Raw genomic sequence first — 14,981 nt, forward strand, 5'->3', positions numbered from 1 at the left:
CCCCCGGCCCTTCTTTTTGATTTCCGTGGCTATTCAGTTACCACCCGGCGCTTCCGTCTCGGTTGCGTCCTCTGGCGCCTCGCCCGCCTGGCTCCTCCGCTCGCGCTCGATCTTGCGCCAGCGGGCTACATTCTCGTTGTGCTCCTGCAAGGTCGTGGCGAAGACATGGCCGCCTGTGCCGTCCGCCACGAAGTAAAGATCGTCCGTGCGCGATGGATTGGCGACGGCCTCAAGGGCAGCACGTCCCGGATTTGCGATAGGCGTGGGCGGCAGGCCGTCGATCTGATAGGTATTGTAGGGCGTTACCTTGTCGATGTCGGAGCGGTAGATCGGCCGGTCGGAGGGCTTGCCGGCACCGCCGAAGAGCCCGTAGATGATGGTTGGGTCCGACTGCAGGCGCATGCCCCTTTCCAGCCGGTTGAGGAACACTGCGGCCACGCGCGAACGCTCGTCGGCACGCCCGGTTTCCTTCTCGACTATCGAGGCCAGCGTGACGAACTCTTCCTTCGTCTCGATGGGCAGACCGTCGGCGCGGCGCTCCCAGATCGCATCCACCATTTCTTGCTGGTCGGCCATCAGCTTTTCCACGACCGCCGCCCGCTCAAGGCCGCGGGTAAAGCGCAGCGTGTCGGCGGCAAGGCTGCCTTCGGGCGGAAGCTCCTCGGGCAGTTCACCCGAGAGCTCCTCCGTTGCGGCAATGCGATCGAAAACCTGCCTGACGGTCAACCCTTCCGGAATGGTCAGCGAATAGAGAACGGACTTGCCGCTTTCCATCAGCTCCATGATTTCCTTCATGGAGGCACCCGCCTTGATCTCGTATTCGCCGGCTTTGAGCTTGCTGTCGGCACCATGGGCCCGCAGGCCGAGCAGGAAGATGCGCTGGTCGCTGATCAACCCTTCGCGCTCCAGCGCATCGGCAATGTCGCGCACGCTCATATTGGGGCGAACGAGGATGGTCTCCGCCGACTGTGAGGGACCTGGCCCGTCGAATTCGCGCTTGCCGAGATAGAAGACGATGCCCGCCGCGATCACCAGAAACACGATGGAGGAAAAGACGAAATTCAAGAAGACCACGAACTGGTTGCGCGACTGGCGCGAACGCTTTGGCGGCGGTGTACCGGCTTCGGGACGCAGTGCTTCGCGCGCGGATTTGGCAACCACGGCCCTGGGCGGCTTGTCCGGTTGCCGGCCGAAACCGCTGCCTTCTTGTGAATTACCCGTCATCGTGCTCTTGCTCGTTCGTTCCGATCTTCGCGCGGAATCACCTAATGGATGCAGCACAATAGCGTCAATTTTCCGGCGGCAAAGCCAATCCGCGCGGCACTCTACAGGCCTTTATCAAACCGGATGAAAAGTGGCGCCCCGGTGGCTGCGCTTCAAGCGTCGTAACGGCGGAAGACAAGCGACGCGTTGGTGCCGCCGAAGCCGAAGGAATTCGAAAGCGCTACATCGATCTGACGTTTACGCGGCGCGTTGGGCACGAGATCGATAGGAGTTTCGGCCTGCGGATTGTCGAGGTTGATCGTCGGCGGCGCGATATTGTCGCGAATGGCGAGGATCGAGAAGATCGCCTCGGCGGCTCCAGCGGCTCCCAGCAGATGACCAATCGACGATTTCGTCGACGACATGGAGGTCTTGCTGGCCGCATTACCCAAAAGCCGTTCCACGGCCTTGAGCTCAATCGTGTCGGCCATGGTGGAGGTGCCATGGGCATTGATATAATCGATATCCGCGGGTTCCAGTCCGGCCCGCTTTATCGCTGCCTTCATGCAGCGAAAGGCGCCGTCGCCGTCTTCCGCCGGAGCGGTGATGTGATAGGCATCGCCGGTCAGGCCGTAGCCGACAACCTCGGCATATATCTTGGCGCCGCGCGCCTTGGCGTGATCGAGCTCTTCGAGCACGACGACGCCCGCCCCCTCGCCCATGACGAAACCGTCGCGGTCACGATCGTAGGGCCGCGAAGCCCTTTCCGGCGTATCGTTATAGCTTGTGGAGAGCGCCTTGCAGGCCGAGAAACCGGCAATGGAAAGACGCGTGACAGGCGCTTCCGCGCCGCCGGCCAGCATGACATCGGCATCGCCCAGCATTATGAGGCGTGCGGCATCACCAATGGCGTGCGCGCCGGTCGAACAGGCGGTCACCACCGCATGGTTCGGCCCCTTCAATCCGTGGCGAATCGACACCTGGCCCGAAACCAGGTTGATGATATTGCCGGGAATGAAGAACGGGCTGATACGGCGCGGGCCGCGTTCATGGAGGATAAGCGCGTTCTCGGCGATACCCTCGATGCCGCCGATGCCCGAGCCGATCAATACGCCGGTGGCGTATTTCTCGTCCTCGGTCTTCGGCTCCCAGCCCGAATCGGCAAGAGCCTGGTCCGCAGCGGCAATCCCGTAGGTGATGAAATCGCCAATCTTGCGCTGCTCGCGCGGCTCCAGGAAGTCATCCGCGTTGAACGCGCCATCACCCTCCCGCAGGATGATGTTGGCGATCTTGCACGGCAGGTCATCGACCTCGAACTGATCGATGCGCCTGGCCGCGCTACGGCCGCTCAACAATTGCTCCCAGCCGTGTTCGACCCCAAGGCCGAATGGTGAAAGCAATCCCATACCGGTGACGACGACACGTCTCATATCACGGATGATCTCGCCTGTGATTGGCTTTCAGCACGAAGCTCGAACTCAGGCGGTTGCCTTGTCGATGTACTTCACGGCGTCGCCCACGGTGAGAATTGTCTCGGCCGCGTCGTCCGGAATTTCAACGCCAAACTCTTCCTCGAACGCCATTACCAGCTCGACGGTGTCGAGGCTGTCTGCGCCAAGATCGTCGATGAAGCTGGCGCCTTCGGAGACCTTTTCGGCATCGACACCCAGGTGTTCGACAACGATTTTCTTGACGCGTTCTGCAGTATCGCTCATTTGAGAACCCTCGACTCTATGAATTTCCGGTCTTCGTTAGCGGCACGCTTGCCGCTAATCAAGCTGAAAAGATGACCGTGTGAACGGCTTTCGCTCCAGCCGGTGGTTGAACTTTTGCTGTGGGGCGGTTCCGTCGGGTGCGAAAACACCACAACCGCCGCAGCTCGGGATGCGCGCATATCACGAAAGGCGCGACTTCGCCAAGCCGGCGCGCCTTGCCGTGCGCCGGCGCCTTCTAGATCATTGCCATGCCGCCGTTCACATGGATCGTCTGGCCCGTTACATAGGCCGCTTCGTTAGAAGCCAGATAGGCAACGGCCGAGGCAACCTCGTCGCCCACCCCCATCCGCTTCATGGGGATAACGCTCATGATGGCGTCGCGCTGCTTTTCGTTCAGCTTGTCCGTCATTGCCGATTCGATGAAGCCGGGCGCGACTGCATTGACGGTTATGTTGCGGGTGGCGATTTCCTGGGCGAGCGACTTCGAGAAGCCGATAAGGCCGGCCTTGGAGGCGCAATAGTTGGCCTGTCCGGGGTTACCGGTGAAACCGACGACGGAGGAAATGTTGATGATGCGGCCGAAGCGGCGGCGCATCATGGGATGGGTCAACTCGCGCGTCAGACGGAATACGGCCGTGAGATTGACCTCGAGCACGGCGTCCCAATCCTCGTCGCTCATGCGTACGAAAAGGCCGTCCTTGGTGATGCCGGCATTGTTGACGAGTATCTCGACCCCTTCGAGTTCCGATTCGGCCTTTGCCGCCAACTCCTTGACATCATTGCGGTCCGACAGGTTGGCCGGAAAGATTTTCACGCGGTCGCCCAGATCGGACGCCAGCGTTTCCAGCTTTTCCACACGAGTGCCATGAAGGCCGACTGTGGCGCCCTGGGCATGGAGCGCGCGGGCAACCGCCTCGCCGATACCGCCCGATGCGCCGGTGACGAGCGCCTTGCGCCCGGTAAGATCAAACATCGCTGGATCCCTTATGCGTCTTAAGAAAAATGCCGCTCAGCCGAGCGCCTTCATTACGGTCTCGATGTCGGCCGGCGTGTTAACGGCCACGGTGTTCAGGTTGCGGTCGATACGCCGTGCCAAGCCCGATAATACCTTGCCCGCACCGATCTCGTAGAGCGTCTCGACGCCGTTACCGCTAAACCATTCGACCGTTTCGCGCCAGCGCACACGGCCTGTTACCTGCTCCACCAGGCGCTCGGCGATTTCTTCGGGGTCGGTCAATGGGGTCACGGAGACGTTGGCGACGACCGCGACGGAAGCGGCATGTTTGTCCACATCGGCCAGCGCCTCGCGCATGGCATCGGCTGCCGGCTGCATGAGCGCGGAATGGAAAGGCGCCGAAACCGGCAGCATGATCGCCCGCTTGGCACCCTTGTCGGTGGCGAGCCTTGCCGCCTGCTCGACAGCGGGTTTCGCACCGGAAATGACGAGCTGCCCGCCACCATTGTCATTGGCGATCTGGCACACGGTGCCACGGCCGGCGGCCTCGCAAATCTCTTCGACATCGTCTGCTTCCAATCCGATGATCGCCGCCATCGCACCTTCGCCGACGGGAACCGCTGCCTGCATGGCATTGCCGCGAATGCGCAGCAGGCGCGCCGTATCGGCAAGCGTGAATGCCCCGGCCGCGCAAAGGGCGGAATATTCGCCCAGCGAATGGCCGGCTAGATAGGACACCTTGTCCTTCAGCGAAAGCCCGCCCTTTTCCATCACGCGGATGGCAGCCATCGAGACGGCCATCAACGCCGGCTGGGCGTTGGCGGTGAGGGTCAGTTCGTCCTCCGGGCCTTCCCACATGATCTTCGACAGTTTCTGCTCAAGCGCGTCGTCGATTTCCGCAAAGACGTCCCGCGCATCCGAAAAAGCTTCGGCCAGTTCGCGGCCCATGCCAACGGACTGGCTGCCCTGCCCCGGAAAAGTGAATGCGATGCTCATCGCGGCGGTTACTCCCCAATCTGTTTCTTGGCCATTCCGTGGCGTAACTGACCATGGTCGTCAAGCCTTTTGCCGCCGCGCATGCGCGGCCCTCCAGGAAGAAAACCGCCTTGAATTTTCCACAATCGCGGCGTGATGCTTCTGCGCTCCGCCCCGCCTGTGGTGGCGTTTCCGGACTGCATCCATGACTGAGAATCCAGTTTCGCCTACCGGTACGCCGGCCCTGCCCGACCGTCCCGCCTTAACCCTCATGCGCATCGTCGGCCTGGTATCGGTCACCCTTTTTGTCGCTACCGAAATCGTTGCCGCTACAGGCGCAGGTCTGTGGGCACTCACCGGGCTTCTCGGCCTTGGCGAGGTGGGTACGCTCGTGGTCGGTGCCGTTCTGGGACTGCCGGCCCTGTATGCCGTCTACATTTGCGCCCGCCTGGCATTCAAGGCGGAGATGGATCCGGCCAACGACTGATCTTCGGCACCGATGTGTCAGGAGGTGTCAGCCACGCCGCGCGCCGCTATGGCACGGTGCGGCCATATGACCTATATGAGGCCGGCTTCGCCTTCCGGCCTCGCGGGTCATTGCATTTTTCCCGCGTGCGCCCAATCGTTTCTCACATTCGCACGGGCTCCATGCAGAACGCGATTTCCATCTCAAGACTTTCGAAAGAATATGACACAGGGTTCAAGGCCCTCAAGGGAATCGACCTTGACATCCGCCGTGGCGAAATCCTCGCCCTGCTCGGCCCCAACGGCGCGGGCAAGACAACGCTCATTTCCATTATCTGCGGCATCGTCAACCCGACCTCGGGCACGGTCACGGTCGAAGGCCACGACATCATCAAGGACTTTCGTGCCGCGCGCGAGTTGATCGGTCTCGTGCCGCAGGAACTGCACACAGACGCATTCGAATCGGTATGGGCGACGGTCAGCTACAGCCGGGGCCTGTTCGGCAAGAAGCCTGACCCGGCGCTGGTCGAGAAGGTGCTGAAGGACCTTTCGCTCTACGACAAGAAGGACAGTCAGATCCTCGCGCTGTCGGGCGGGATGAAAAGGCGCGTGATGATCGCCAAGGCACTGGCGCACGAACCCAAGATCCTGTTCCTCGACGAGCCGACCGCCGGCGTCGATGTCGAACTGCGCAAGGATATGTGGCAGTTGGTCCGCGGACTGCGCGAAAACGGCGTCACGATCATCCTGACCACCCACTATATCGAGGAGGCCGAGGAGATCGCCGACCGGGTCGGCGTCATCAACAAGGGTGAACTCCTCCTGGTCGACGACAAGAACGAGTTGATGCGCAAGCTTGGCAAGAAGGAGCTGACGCTCGACCTCAACGAGGCGCTCGACGGATTGCCCGACACGTTGGCGCGCTATGAGCTCGGTATCGAGGATGGCGGTCAACGGCTCGTTTACCGCTACGACACGCAGGCCGAGCGTACGGGTATCGGCTCTCTTCTGGCCGACCTCAACCGCGCCGGCGTCACGGTCAAGGATATCAATACGGAGCAAAGCTCGCTCGAGGAAATCTTCGTGCGGCTGGTGGAGGAATCCCGGTGAATTTCGAAGCTGTCAAAGCCATCTATTTCTTCGAGATGGCGCGCATGAAGCGCACCATCCTGCAAAGCGTCGTCTCCCCGGTGCTTTCCACATCGCTCTATTTCATCGTGTTCGGGGCGGCCATCGGCTCGCGCATCGAGGAGATTGATGGCGTCCAGTACGGCGCCTTCATCGTTCCCGGCCTGATGATGCTGACGCTGCTGCAGAATTCCATCTCCAATGCGTCCTTCGGCATTTACTTCCCGAAATTTACGGGAACGATCTACGAGGTGTTGTCGGCGCCGCTGTCGTTTCTCGAGATCGTGCTGGGCTATGTGGGAGCCGCGGCGACCAAATCGCTCATTCTCGGGCTCATCATCCTGGCCACCGCGCATCTGTTCGTCCCGATCGAGATCAGGCACCCCTTCTGGATGGTCTTCTTCCTCGTTCTGACCGCCGTGACCTTCAGCCTGTTCGGCTTCATTATCGGCATATGGGCCGACAATTTCGAGAAGCTGCAGCTCATTCCCCTGCTGGTGGTCACGCCGCTGGTCTTCCTCGGCGGCTCCTTCTATTCGATCGAGATGCTGCCCGAGTTCTGGCAGAAGGTGACGCTGGCCAACCCGGTGCTCTATCTCATCAGCGGGTTCCGCTGGAGCTTCTACGAGACGGCGGATGTGAGCGTGAGCGTCAGCATCGCCATGATCGCTTTCTTCCTTGCGCTGTGCCTTGGTCTTGTGTGGTGGATATTCAAGACGGGATATCGGCTGAAGGCTTGATCGCGGCCGCCCGCCCAGGACGAACTTGGTCGGCGTGCTTTCATTCCGTTTCCGGCGCCCCGCATGCTTGCATCCGCGCCAAAACGCTGTATAAGCCGCCAGTCTGCCGGTCCCGGCTGGGGGCTGAACGGAGGGCCGTACGTGAAAGCGCACGTTGTGAAGACCAGTTCTTCCGCCTCCCGTGTCTCCGCTCTCGACCGTCTATGCGCCTTTCTTCGCCCGTAACGGGAAAGATTGGTCGCTGAGGCTTTTGCCGCCGGGGCCCGGACAGACGGAAACTGAAGAAAGGCAAGACAATGGCTCTTTACGAACATGTGTTCCTTGCCCGGCAGGACCTCTCGCAGCAGCAGGTCGAAGCGCTCGTTGACCAGTACAAGGGCGTTATCGAAAATGCGGGCGGCAGCGTGGGCCGGGTGGAAAACTGGGGTGTTAAATCCCTCGCCTACCGGATCAACAAGAACCGCAAGGCATACTTCACGCTGATGGACATCGACGGGCCGGCAGACGCCGTCAAGGAGATGGAACGTCAGATGGGCATTTCCGAGGACGTGCTGCGCTTCATGACGGTGCGCGTGGATGCCCACGAGGAAGGCCCGTCGGCAATGATGCAGCGCCGCGACGACCGCGGCCCGCGCCGTGACGACCGTGGCGGTCCGCGTGGCGATGATCGTGGCCCGCGCGGTGACCGCGATGATCGTGGCCCGCGCCGTGACCGTGACGACCGCGGCCCGCGCCGCGACCGCGACAGCAATGAGGGAGCAGCCCAGTAATGGTCGACATCAATCAAATCCCGACCCGGCGTCCTTTCCATCGCCGCCGCAAGACCTGCCCGTTCTCCGGTGCCAACGCGCCGAAGATCGATTACAAGGACGTGAAGCTGCTTCAGCGCTACATTTCCGAACGCGGCAAGATCGTGCCCTCGCGCATCACTGCCGTCAGCCAGAAGAAGCAGCGCGAACTCGCCAAGGCGATCAAGCGCGCTCGTTTCCTCGGCCTTCTGCCCTACGTGGTGAAGTAAGAACAAGACCGGGCGTGCCTCTGTGGTGCGCCCGGCTCCTTTCCGCGGCGGGCGTGGAGAGGAAGTGTGAAAACCCGAGTTGGGACGCGGCGACCCGCCCTTCCCTAACTGCCAATCGGCAGGACAGCGAACCCAAGCCAGCTACACCGTGCGGCTTTCCGTTTCCTGACCCTGCCAGAGCATTTTGCAGTCAAGTGGAACGCTTGACGTCCGCACAACTGCGAAAACAAGTAGATGGACCGCGGCGACAGCCGCTTACAAGGACGGAAACGATGCAGATCATTCTCCTGGAACGTGTTGCACGGCTTGGCCAGATGGGCGATGTCGTGAAGGTGAAGGACGGTTTCGCGCGCAACTTCCTGCTGCCGCAGGGCAAGGCGCTGCGCGCCAACGAAGCCAACCGGAAGAAGTTCGAGAACCAGCGCAGCGACCTTGAGGCGCGCAATCTCGAGCGCAAGAAGGAAGCCGAGCAGGTCGCCGAGAAGCTCGACGGCAAGACCTTTACCGTCATCCGCTCGGCCGCTGAAACCGGTCAGCTCTACGGTTCTGTCTCCACCCGCGATATCGTCGATGCGCTGGATGCGGACGGCTTCAAGATCGGCCGCAACCAGGTCGAGCTCAACCAGCCGATCAAGACCATCGGCCTGACCAATGTGGCGATCGCGCTGCATCCGGAAGTCGAGGTCACGGTGACGATGAACGTCGCCCGCTCCTCCGACGAGGCCGAACGCCAGCTTCGCGGCGAGACGCTGGATTCGGCCGAAGCGATCTATGGCGAGGACATCAACGAAAGCTCCCGCCCCGAGGCCTTCTTCGATCCGGAGGCCGAGTTCGACGAGGCCGAGGGTGAGCAGGCCGGCGAAGAGAGCGAAGGCGGCGAGGACGAAGACAAAGCCTGACCGGCTGATACGGGCGATCAGCGAAACGCCGTTCAGAATGCTGCAGGCCGGGCAAGTCGCCCGGCCTGTTTCTTTTTCTCTGCCGCTTGCGACAGGCGTGTCAATAATTCTTGCCCCCCGTTCAGCCGAATTGATTTTCATGTTCTATAAGTTGGAACGCTTGGAAACCCGGCAACTTCGCGGCACCAATGTGTCAGGAGATGCGCTGCGCGCCCTGGCAACTTCGCGCCCAAGTCTTTTCAACGGACATTGATTTGCTACATATTGAGCCACCCAACGTTGTCGGGGGCCAGTGATGAATCGATTGCTTGCGAATTTTGCCGGGCGTCTCATCAGAACCGGGTCGATGAAGATCACGGATGCCGATGGGGCGGTGCACGAATATGGCGACGGGACGGGAGCGCCGGTGCACCTCGTCATCCATTCACGCCGCAGCGAACGGGCAATCGCGCTCGATCCCATGCTGGCAGTTCCGGAATGCTACATGGAGGGCGAACTGGACATCGTCGAAGGCGATGTGCTGGGGCTGCTCCAGATCGCCTACCAGAACATGGACCGCAACGGCGCCGAGGCGATGATGATGCGGCTTGGCCAGGCGGCGCGGTTTCTGGTCCGCAGGTTCCATCAGTTCAATCCGGCCGGCCGTTCCAGGCGCAATGTCCAGCGCCACTACGATTTGTCGGGCGCGCTTTACCGGCTCTTCCTCGATGAGGATATGCAGTATTCCTGCGCCTATTTCGAAAATCCCGACATGAGCATCGATGAGGCGCAGCTGGCGAAGAAGCGCCATATCGCCGCCAAACTCGCACTGGAACCCGGCCAGAAGGTGCTGGACATCGGCTCGGGATGGGGCGGGCTCGGTCTTTATCTGGCCGAAAAGTTCGATGCCGAGGTGCTGGGCGTCACGCTGTCGGACGAACAGCACTCGGTCGCTGACCAACGGACGAAGGCGGCCAAGCTGTCGGGCAAGGCGCGTTTCGAGATCGCCGACTACCGGTCGCTGACGGGCCCGTTCGACCGTATCGTCTCGGTCGGCATGTTCGAGCATGTGGGCATCAACCATTACCGGACGTTCTTCGACAAATGCGCCAAGCTGCTGCGCGATGACGGCGTGATGCTGCTGCACACGATTGGCCGCACCTCCGGCCCGTCGATCACAAACCCTTTCATCCGCAAGTACATTTTCCCCGGCGGCTATATCCCCTCGCTCTCGGAGGTCACGCCGGCAATCGAGAAATCGGGTCTCATCGTCACCGATGTCGAAATCCTGCGGCTCCATTATGCTGAGACGCTGCGGCATTGGCGCGAACGCTTCATGGCCAATCGCGAAAAGGCGGTCGAAATCTATGACGAGCGCTTCGCCCGCATGTGGGAGTTCTACCTGGCAGGCTCCGAAGCGTCCTTCCGCTGGCAGGATATGGTGGTGTTCCAGATACAGCTTGCCAAGAAGCGGGAAACGCTACCGCTCACACGTGATTATATCGGCGAGACGGAGAAGCGGCTGGCAGGGGCGCACAAGGGCAAGCACTACAAACACGCGGCCGAATAGGAATACAATCTGAAAAGCGGACTGATTCGCTGTCAAGCGAAAGCGGTGGCGGTATGGTTTTGTGTGCGCGCACTCGATAACCGGTGTGGATATCGGTGATTGTTTGTGTTTCGCACGACAGCGGTTCGCACAAACGGTAGGACTATCCGTTGGGGGTGCCGGGATATCAAGTCATCAGTTGATCCGGGCGCGAGAGATTGAACAGGATCCGGAATGGCTGACGCAGTCCGCAAGCTGGAAACGGCCGAATCGACGCTTTATCGTGAAGCACCGAACAATATCGAGGCCGAGCAGGCCCTGCTTGGCGCTATCCTCGTCAACAACGACGCCTTCTACCGGGTTTCCGACTTCCTGAAGCCACAGCACTTCTACGAGCCGCTGCACCGCAAGATATTCGAGGTCTCCAGCGAGTTGGTCCGGATGGGCAAGATGGCCAATCCGGTTACCATCAAGACCTTCCTGCCGGCCAACGACAAGGTCGGCGAGATGACCGTCGCGCAGTATCTGGCGCGGCTGGCGGCGGAGGCCGTCACGGTCATCAACGCGTCGGACTATGGCCGCGCCATCTATGACTTGGCGATACGCCGGGCGCTCATCGCGGTCGGCGAGGACATGGTCAACGTCGCCTATGATGCCCCCGTCGACATGGCTCCGCAGAACCAGATCGAGGATGCCGAGCGGCGCCTTTTCGAGCTCGCGGAGACGGGCCGTTACGATGGCGGGTTCGAGAGCTTCGGCGACGCCACCAAGACCGCCATCGACATGGCCAACGCCGCCTTCATGCGCGATGGCCATCTGTCGGGCATCGCCACGGGCCTGCGCGACCTCGACCACCGCATGGGCGGCCTGCAGCCTTCCGATCTCATCATCCTTGCCGGCCGTCCCGGCATGGGCAAGACGTCGCTCGCCACCAACATCGCCTTCAACATCGCCAACGCCTACGAGCCGGCGCAGCAGGCGGACGGCTCCTTCACCGCCGCCAATGGCGGCGTGGTCGGCTTCTTCTCGCTGGAAATGTCGGCGGAACAGCTTGCCACGCGCATCATCTCCGAACAGACGGAGATCCCTTCGTCCAAGATCCGGCGCGGCGACATCACCGAGACGGATTTCGAGAAGCTGGTGGGCTGCGCGCAGATGATGCAGAAGATCCCGCTCTTCATCGATCCGACCGGTGGCATCTCCATCGCGCAGCTCGCGGCCAGGGCCCGGCGGCTCAAGCGCCAGCGCGGGCTCGATGTCATCGTCATCGACTACGTACAGCTCATGCAGGGCTCGTCGGCCAAATCGCAACAGAACCGCGTGCAGGAGATCACCGAGATCACCACCGGGCTGAAGGCGCTGGCCAAGGAACTCTCCACCCCGATCATCGCGCTGTCGCAGCTTTCGCGACAGGTGGAAAGCCGCGACGACAAGCGTCCGCAGCTCTCCGACCTGCGCGAATCCGGCTCCATCGAGCAGGACGCTGACGTGGTACTGTTCGTCTACCGCGAGGAATATTATCTTAAGAACAAGGAACCCAAGCCGGGAACGGACGAGTATATCAAGTGGGAGGCGGAGATGAACGAGATGCGTGGCAAGGCCGAAGTCATCATCGCCAAGCAGCGCCACGGCCCCACCGGCATGGTCAGTCTCGGCTTCCAGGGCGAGTTCACGCGCTTTTCCGATCTGGCGGAGGAAAGCCACCTGCCGGAGCGGTTCGAATAGAAGTGGCTGGCGGCTACACCATCAAAGGCACGGGCCCGGATGCATATCTGGCGGGCGGGCGGCTGACCATCGACCTCGACGCGCTGGTTGCCAATTACCGCGATCTAGCCGCGCGCTCAGCCCCTGCCGAGGCTGCCGCCGTGGTAAAGGCGGATGGGTACGGGCTCGGCATCGCGCCTGTCGCCAGGGCTCTGGCAGGCGCGGGCTGCCGGCGTTTCTTCGTTGCCTTGCCGCATGAAGGCATAGCGCTAAGGCAGGCCTTGCCAGATGCCGAAATCTTCGTGCTGAACGGGCTGTTCGGCCAGGAAGCCGCCGCCGCCTATCGCGGCCACCGCCTGATACCGGTCGTCAATTCGCAGAGCGATCTTGCCGTGTGGGAAGCCTATGGGTGGGACGGAGAAAGCCCCCGCCCCTGCGCCCTGCATATTGAAACCGGCATGAACCGTCTTGGTCTTACCTTCGAGCGCGCGCGGGCTCTGGCCGCGGAAAATGCGCTGACGCAGGCCCTCACGCCGATACTGGTCATGAGCCATCTTGCCTGTGCGGACGAGCCCGGTCATCCGGTGAACCGCCGGCAACTGGAGTCTTTTCAAGCGGTTAAGGCGCTTTTTCCAGAAACAGAATCAAGTCTGTGCAATTCGGCCGGCATCTTCCTTGGCGGCGATTACCTGTGCGATATTACCCGGCCAGGCATTGCGCTCTATGGCGGCAGCGCGGTCGGCGGCATCGCCAATCCCATGCGCCCCGTGGTTCTGGCCGAAGCCCGCATTGCCCAGGTGCGCAGGGCGCGGGCTGGCGAGAGCGTCAGCTACGCAGCGACGCCGCTTGCCCGCGACACCATCATCGCCGTCGCCTCCACGGGCTATGCCGACGGCTACCACCGTTCCGCGTCCGGCGCCGCCGTTCCCCTGCGCGCCACCCACGCGGGTGCCAGCGGCTTCATCCACGGATACGAGGTTCCGGTGCTCGGCCGGGTGACGATGGATCTCACCATGTTCGACGTGACGGCGCTCGGCGAGGACGCGGTGGCCGTGGGCGACCATGTCGAGCTGTTCGGGCCGAACATGCCCATCGACCGGGTAGCCGAGGCGGCGGGCACAATCGCCTATGAGCTGCTGACCACGCTCGGACGGCGCTATCACAGGGAATATGTGGGAGGCGAGGCATGAGCCACTCACCTGACCACGGCGTCGGTCACAGGATCATCTCCTGATGGCCAAGTCCCGCTCCCAGTTCATCTGCCAGAACTGCGGCACCGTGCATGCGCGCTGGGCGGGCAAGTGCGATGGCTGCGGCGAATGGAACACGCTAATCGAGGAAGGCACGGCGGGCGGCATCGGCGCGGGACCGCAATCCCTGCGCAAGGCGCGCACCGGCCGGGCCGTGGCGCTGACGACGCTCGATGGCGAGATTGAGGATGCACCACGTATCGTGACCGGCATCGGCGAGTTGGACCGCGCCACGGGCGGCGGCTTCGTGCGCGGTTCGGCGCTGCTGGTCGGCGGCGATCCGGGCATCGGCAAATCGACGCTGCTCACCCAGGCGGCCGCGGCCCTTGCCGGCCAGGGCCACCGCATCGTCTATGTGTCGGGCGAGGAGGCGGTGGCGCAGATCAGGCTCAGGGCGCAGCGGCTGGGCGTCGCGCGGACGCCGGTCGAGCTTGCCGCCGAAACCAATGTCGAGGACATCCTGGCCACCATCGCGGATGGCAGGCGTCCGGACCTCGTCATCCTCGATTCCATCCAGACGCTGTGGACCGACCTCGCCGATTCGGCCCCCGGCACAGTCACGCAGGTACGCGCCGCCGCGCAGGCCATGATCCGCTACGCCAAATCGACCGGGGCGGCGATCGTGCTCGTCGGCCATGTCACCAAGGAAGGCCAGATCGCCGGACCGCGTGTCGTCGAGCACATGGTCGATGCCGTGCTCTATTTCGAAGGCGAAGGCGGCCATCACTACCGCATCCTGCGTACCGTGAAGAACCGTTTTGGCCCGACCGATGAAATCGGGGTCTTCGAGATGGGCGACAAGGGCCTGCGCGAAGTCGCCAACCCGTCGGAGCTCTTTCTGGGAGAACGCAGCACCAAGGCGCCTGGCGCCGCCGTCTTCGCCGGAATGGAAGGCACGAGGCCGGTGCTGGTGGAGATACAGGCTCTTGTCGCCCCCTCGCCGCTCGGCACGCCCCGGCGAGCCGTGGTGGGGTGGGATTCCTCGCGCCTTTCGATGGTGCTCGCCGTTCTGGAAGCCCATTGCGGGGTGCGGTTCGCGCAGAACGACGTCTATCTCAACGTTGCCGGCGGCTATCGGATCACCGAACCGGCGGCCGACCTTGCGGTGGCTGCGGCGCTCGTCTCCTCGCTTACCGGACTTGCTCTACCCGCAGATTGCGTCTATTTCGGCGAAATCAGCCTTTCGGGCGCCGTACGGCCTGTTGCCCACGCGACCAGCCGGCTCAAGGAAGCGGAGAAGCTGGGCTTTGCCCAGGCGGTCCTGCCTCCTGGTAACGAGGAGCCTGGCGGCGCGATTGCCGCACGCGGTTTCCGTCCGGAGGGGCTGGCGGATCTTGTCGCCCGGATTGCGGGCTCTCGCGCCGGCCAGACGGCCGGGGATGAAGAATGAATGTGCGGGGG

General features: G+C 62.3%; 15 protein-coding genes. 10 read left to right on the forward strand and 5 right to left on the reverse strand.

The features are described 5' to 3' along the window. Positions 1-33: 33 nt before the first annotated feature. From mltG to fabD, 5 genes are all read right to left on the reverse strand, one after another. Positions 34-1,224: an endolytic transglycosylase MltG gene (gene mltG / locus N1058_RS00650; RefSeq protein WP_265515553.1), complete on the reverse strand. Its 1,191-nt coding sequence runs from the start codon at positions 1,222-1,224 to the stop codon at positions 34-36. 152 nt (positions 1,225-1,376) lie between these two features. Next, positions 1,377-2,633 carry a beta-ketoacyl-ACP synthase II gene (fabF, locus tag N1058_RS00655; RefSeq protein WP_265515554.1) on the reverse strand — a complete coding sequence of 419 codons (1,257 nt, stop codon included), beginning with the start codon at positions 2,631-2,633 and terminating at the stop codon, positions 1,377-1,379. A gap of 48 nt (positions 2,634-2,681) precedes the next feature. Next, on the reverse strand, positions 2,682-2,918 hold the full coding sequence (locus tag N1058_RS00660) for an acyl carrier protein (protein WP_265515555.1): 237 nt from the start codon (positions 2,916-2,918) through the stop codon (positions 2,682-2,684). A 235-nt stretch (positions 2,919-3,153) separates the two neighbouring features. Then, complete coding sequence (gene fabG, locus N1058_RS00665) at positions 3,154-3,891, reverse strand: 3-oxoacyl-[acyl-carrier-protein] reductase (RefSeq protein ID WP_265515556.1); 738 nt, start codon at positions 3,889-3,891, stop codon at positions 3,154-3,156. Positions 3,892-3,927: 36 nt separating this feature from the next. Continuing rightward, positions 3,928-4,869: an ACP S-malonyltransferase gene (gene fabD / locus N1058_RS00670; RefSeq protein WP_265515557.1), complete on the reverse strand. Its 942-nt coding sequence runs from the start codon at positions 4,867-4,869 to the stop codon at positions 3,928-3,930. 184 nt (positions 4,870-5,053) lie between these two features. Between fabD and N1058_RS00675 the strand changes: the two genes are divergently transcribed. The 10 genes from N1058_RS00675 (at position 5,054) to radA (ending at position 14,970) form a co-directional block, all read left to right on the forward strand. After that, the gene (locus tag N1058_RS00675; RefSeq protein ID WP_265515558.1) at positions 5,054-5,335 is read left to right on the forward strand and encodes a hypothetical protein; all 282 of its coding nucleotides are present in this window, start codon (positions 5,054-5,056) and stop codon (positions 5,333-5,335) included. Between the two features lie 161 nt (positions 5,336-5,496). Next, the gene (locus tag N1058_RS00680; protein ID WP_265515559.1) at positions 5,497-6,423 is read left to right on the forward strand and encodes an ABC transporter ATP-binding protein; all 927 of its coding nucleotides are present in this window, start codon (positions 5,497-5,499) and stop codon (positions 6,421-6,423) included. Then, positions 6,420-7,181 carry an ABC transporter permease gene (locus N1058_RS00685; RefSeq protein WP_265515560.1) on the forward strand — a complete coding sequence of 254 codons (762 nt, stop codon included), beginning with the start codon at positions 6,420-6,422 and terminating at the stop codon, positions 7,179-7,181. The genes N1058_RS00680 and N1058_RS00685 overlap by 4 nt, the downstream gene beginning before the upstream one ends. A 296-nt stretch (positions 7,182-7,477) precedes the next feature. Further along, positions 7,478-7,951: a 30S ribosomal protein S6 gene (gene rpsF, locus N1058_RS00690; protein ID WP_265515561.1), complete on the forward strand. Its 474-nt coding sequence runs from the start codon at positions 7,478-7,480 to the stop codon at positions 7,949-7,951. Beyond that, positions 7,951-8,199, forward strand: a complete 249-nt coding sequence (rpsR, locus tag N1058_RS00695; protein WP_002963610.1) for a 30S ribosomal protein S18 — start codon at positions 7,951-7,953, stop codon at positions 8,197-8,199. The genes rpsF and rpsR overlap by 1 nt, the downstream gene beginning before the upstream one ends. A 272-nt stretch (positions 8,200-8,471) precedes the next feature. Beyond that, entirely contained in the window at positions 8,472-9,098 is a 627-nt protein-coding gene (rplI, locus tag N1058_RS00700) for a 50S ribosomal protein L9 (protein WP_265515562.1), read from the forward strand. 295 nt (positions 9,099-9,393) lie between these two features. Next, a complete protein-coding gene (locus N1058_RS00705) occupies positions 9,394-10,647 on the forward strand; it encodes an SAM-dependent methyltransferase (RefSeq protein WP_265515563.1) in 1,254 nt (417 codons plus the stop codon). 213 nt (positions 10,648-10,860) lie between these two features. Next, entirely contained in the window at positions 10,861-12,351 is a 1,491-nt protein-coding gene (locus N1058_RS00710; RefSeq protein WP_265515564.1) for a replicative DNA helicase, read from the forward strand. A 2-nt stretch (positions 12,352-12,353) separates the two neighbouring features. After that, positions 12,354-13,520, forward strand: a complete 1,167-nt coding sequence (gene alr / locus N1058_RS00715; protein ID WP_265515565.1) for an alanine racemase — start codon at positions 12,354-12,356, stop codon at positions 13,518-13,520. Between the two features lie 43 nt (positions 13,521-13,563). Further along, a complete protein-coding gene (gene radA / locus N1058_RS00720) occupies positions 13,564-14,970 on the forward strand; it encodes a DNA repair protein RadA (RefSeq protein ID WP_265515566.1) in 1,407 nt (468 codons plus the stop codon). Positions 14,971-14,981 lie beyond the last annotated feature (11 nt).

Origin of the sequence: Nitratireductor luteus (genome assembly GCF_026162365.1) — a bacterium.
Lineage (GTDB): Bacteria > Pseudomonadota > Alphaproteobacteria > Rhizobiales > Rhizobiaceae > Chelativorans > Chelativorans luteus.

Coding starts and splice junctions, on each gene's coding strand:
- mltG (WP_265515553.1), bottom strand. CDS start 1,224: ATGACGGGTAATTCACAAGAAGGCAGCGGTTTCGGCCGGCAACCGGAC.
- fabF (WP_265515554.1), bottom strand. CDS start 2,633: ATGAGACGTGTCGTCGTCACCGGTATGGGATTGCTTTCACCATTCGGC.
- N1058_RS00660 (WP_265515555.1), bottom strand. CDS start 2,918: ATGAGCGATACTGCAGAACGCGTCAAGAAAATCGTTGTCGAACACCTG.
- fabG (WP_265515556.1), bottom strand. CDS start 3,891: ATGTTTGATCTTACCGGGCGCAAGGCGCTCGTCACCGGCGCATCGGGC.
- fabD (WP_265515557.1), bottom strand. CDS start 4,869: ATGAGCATCGCATTCACTTTTCCGGGGCAGGGCAGCCAGTCCGTTGGC.
- N1058_RS00675 (WP_265515558.1), top strand. CDS start 5,054: ATGACTGAGAATCCAGTTTCGCCTACCGGTACGCCGGCCCTGCCCGAC.
- N1058_RS00680 (WP_265515559.1), top strand. CDS start 5,497: ATGCAGAACGCGATTTCCATCTCAAGACTTTCGAAAGAATATGACACA.
- rpsF (WP_265515561.1), top strand. CDS start 7,478: ATGGCTCTTTACGAACATGTGTTCCTTGCCCGGCAGGACCTCTCGCAG.
- rpsR (WP_002963610.1), top strand. CDS start 7,951: ATGGTCGACATCAATCAAATCCCGACCCGGCGTCCTTTCCATCGCCGC.
- rplI (WP_265515562.1), top strand. CDS start 8,472: ATGCAGATCATTCTCCTGGAACGTGTTGCACGGCTTGGCCAGATGGGC.
- N1058_RS00705 (WP_265515563.1), top strand. CDS start 9,394: ATGAATCGATTGCTTGCGAATTTTGCCGGGCGTCTCATCAGAACCGGG.
- N1058_RS00710 (WP_265515564.1), top strand. CDS start 10,861: ATGGCTGACGCAGTCCGCAAGCTGGAAACGGCCGAATCGACGCTTTAT.
- radA (WP_265515566.1), top strand. CDS start 13,564: ATGGCCAAGTCCCGCTCCCAGTTCATCTGCCAGAACTGCGGCACCGTG.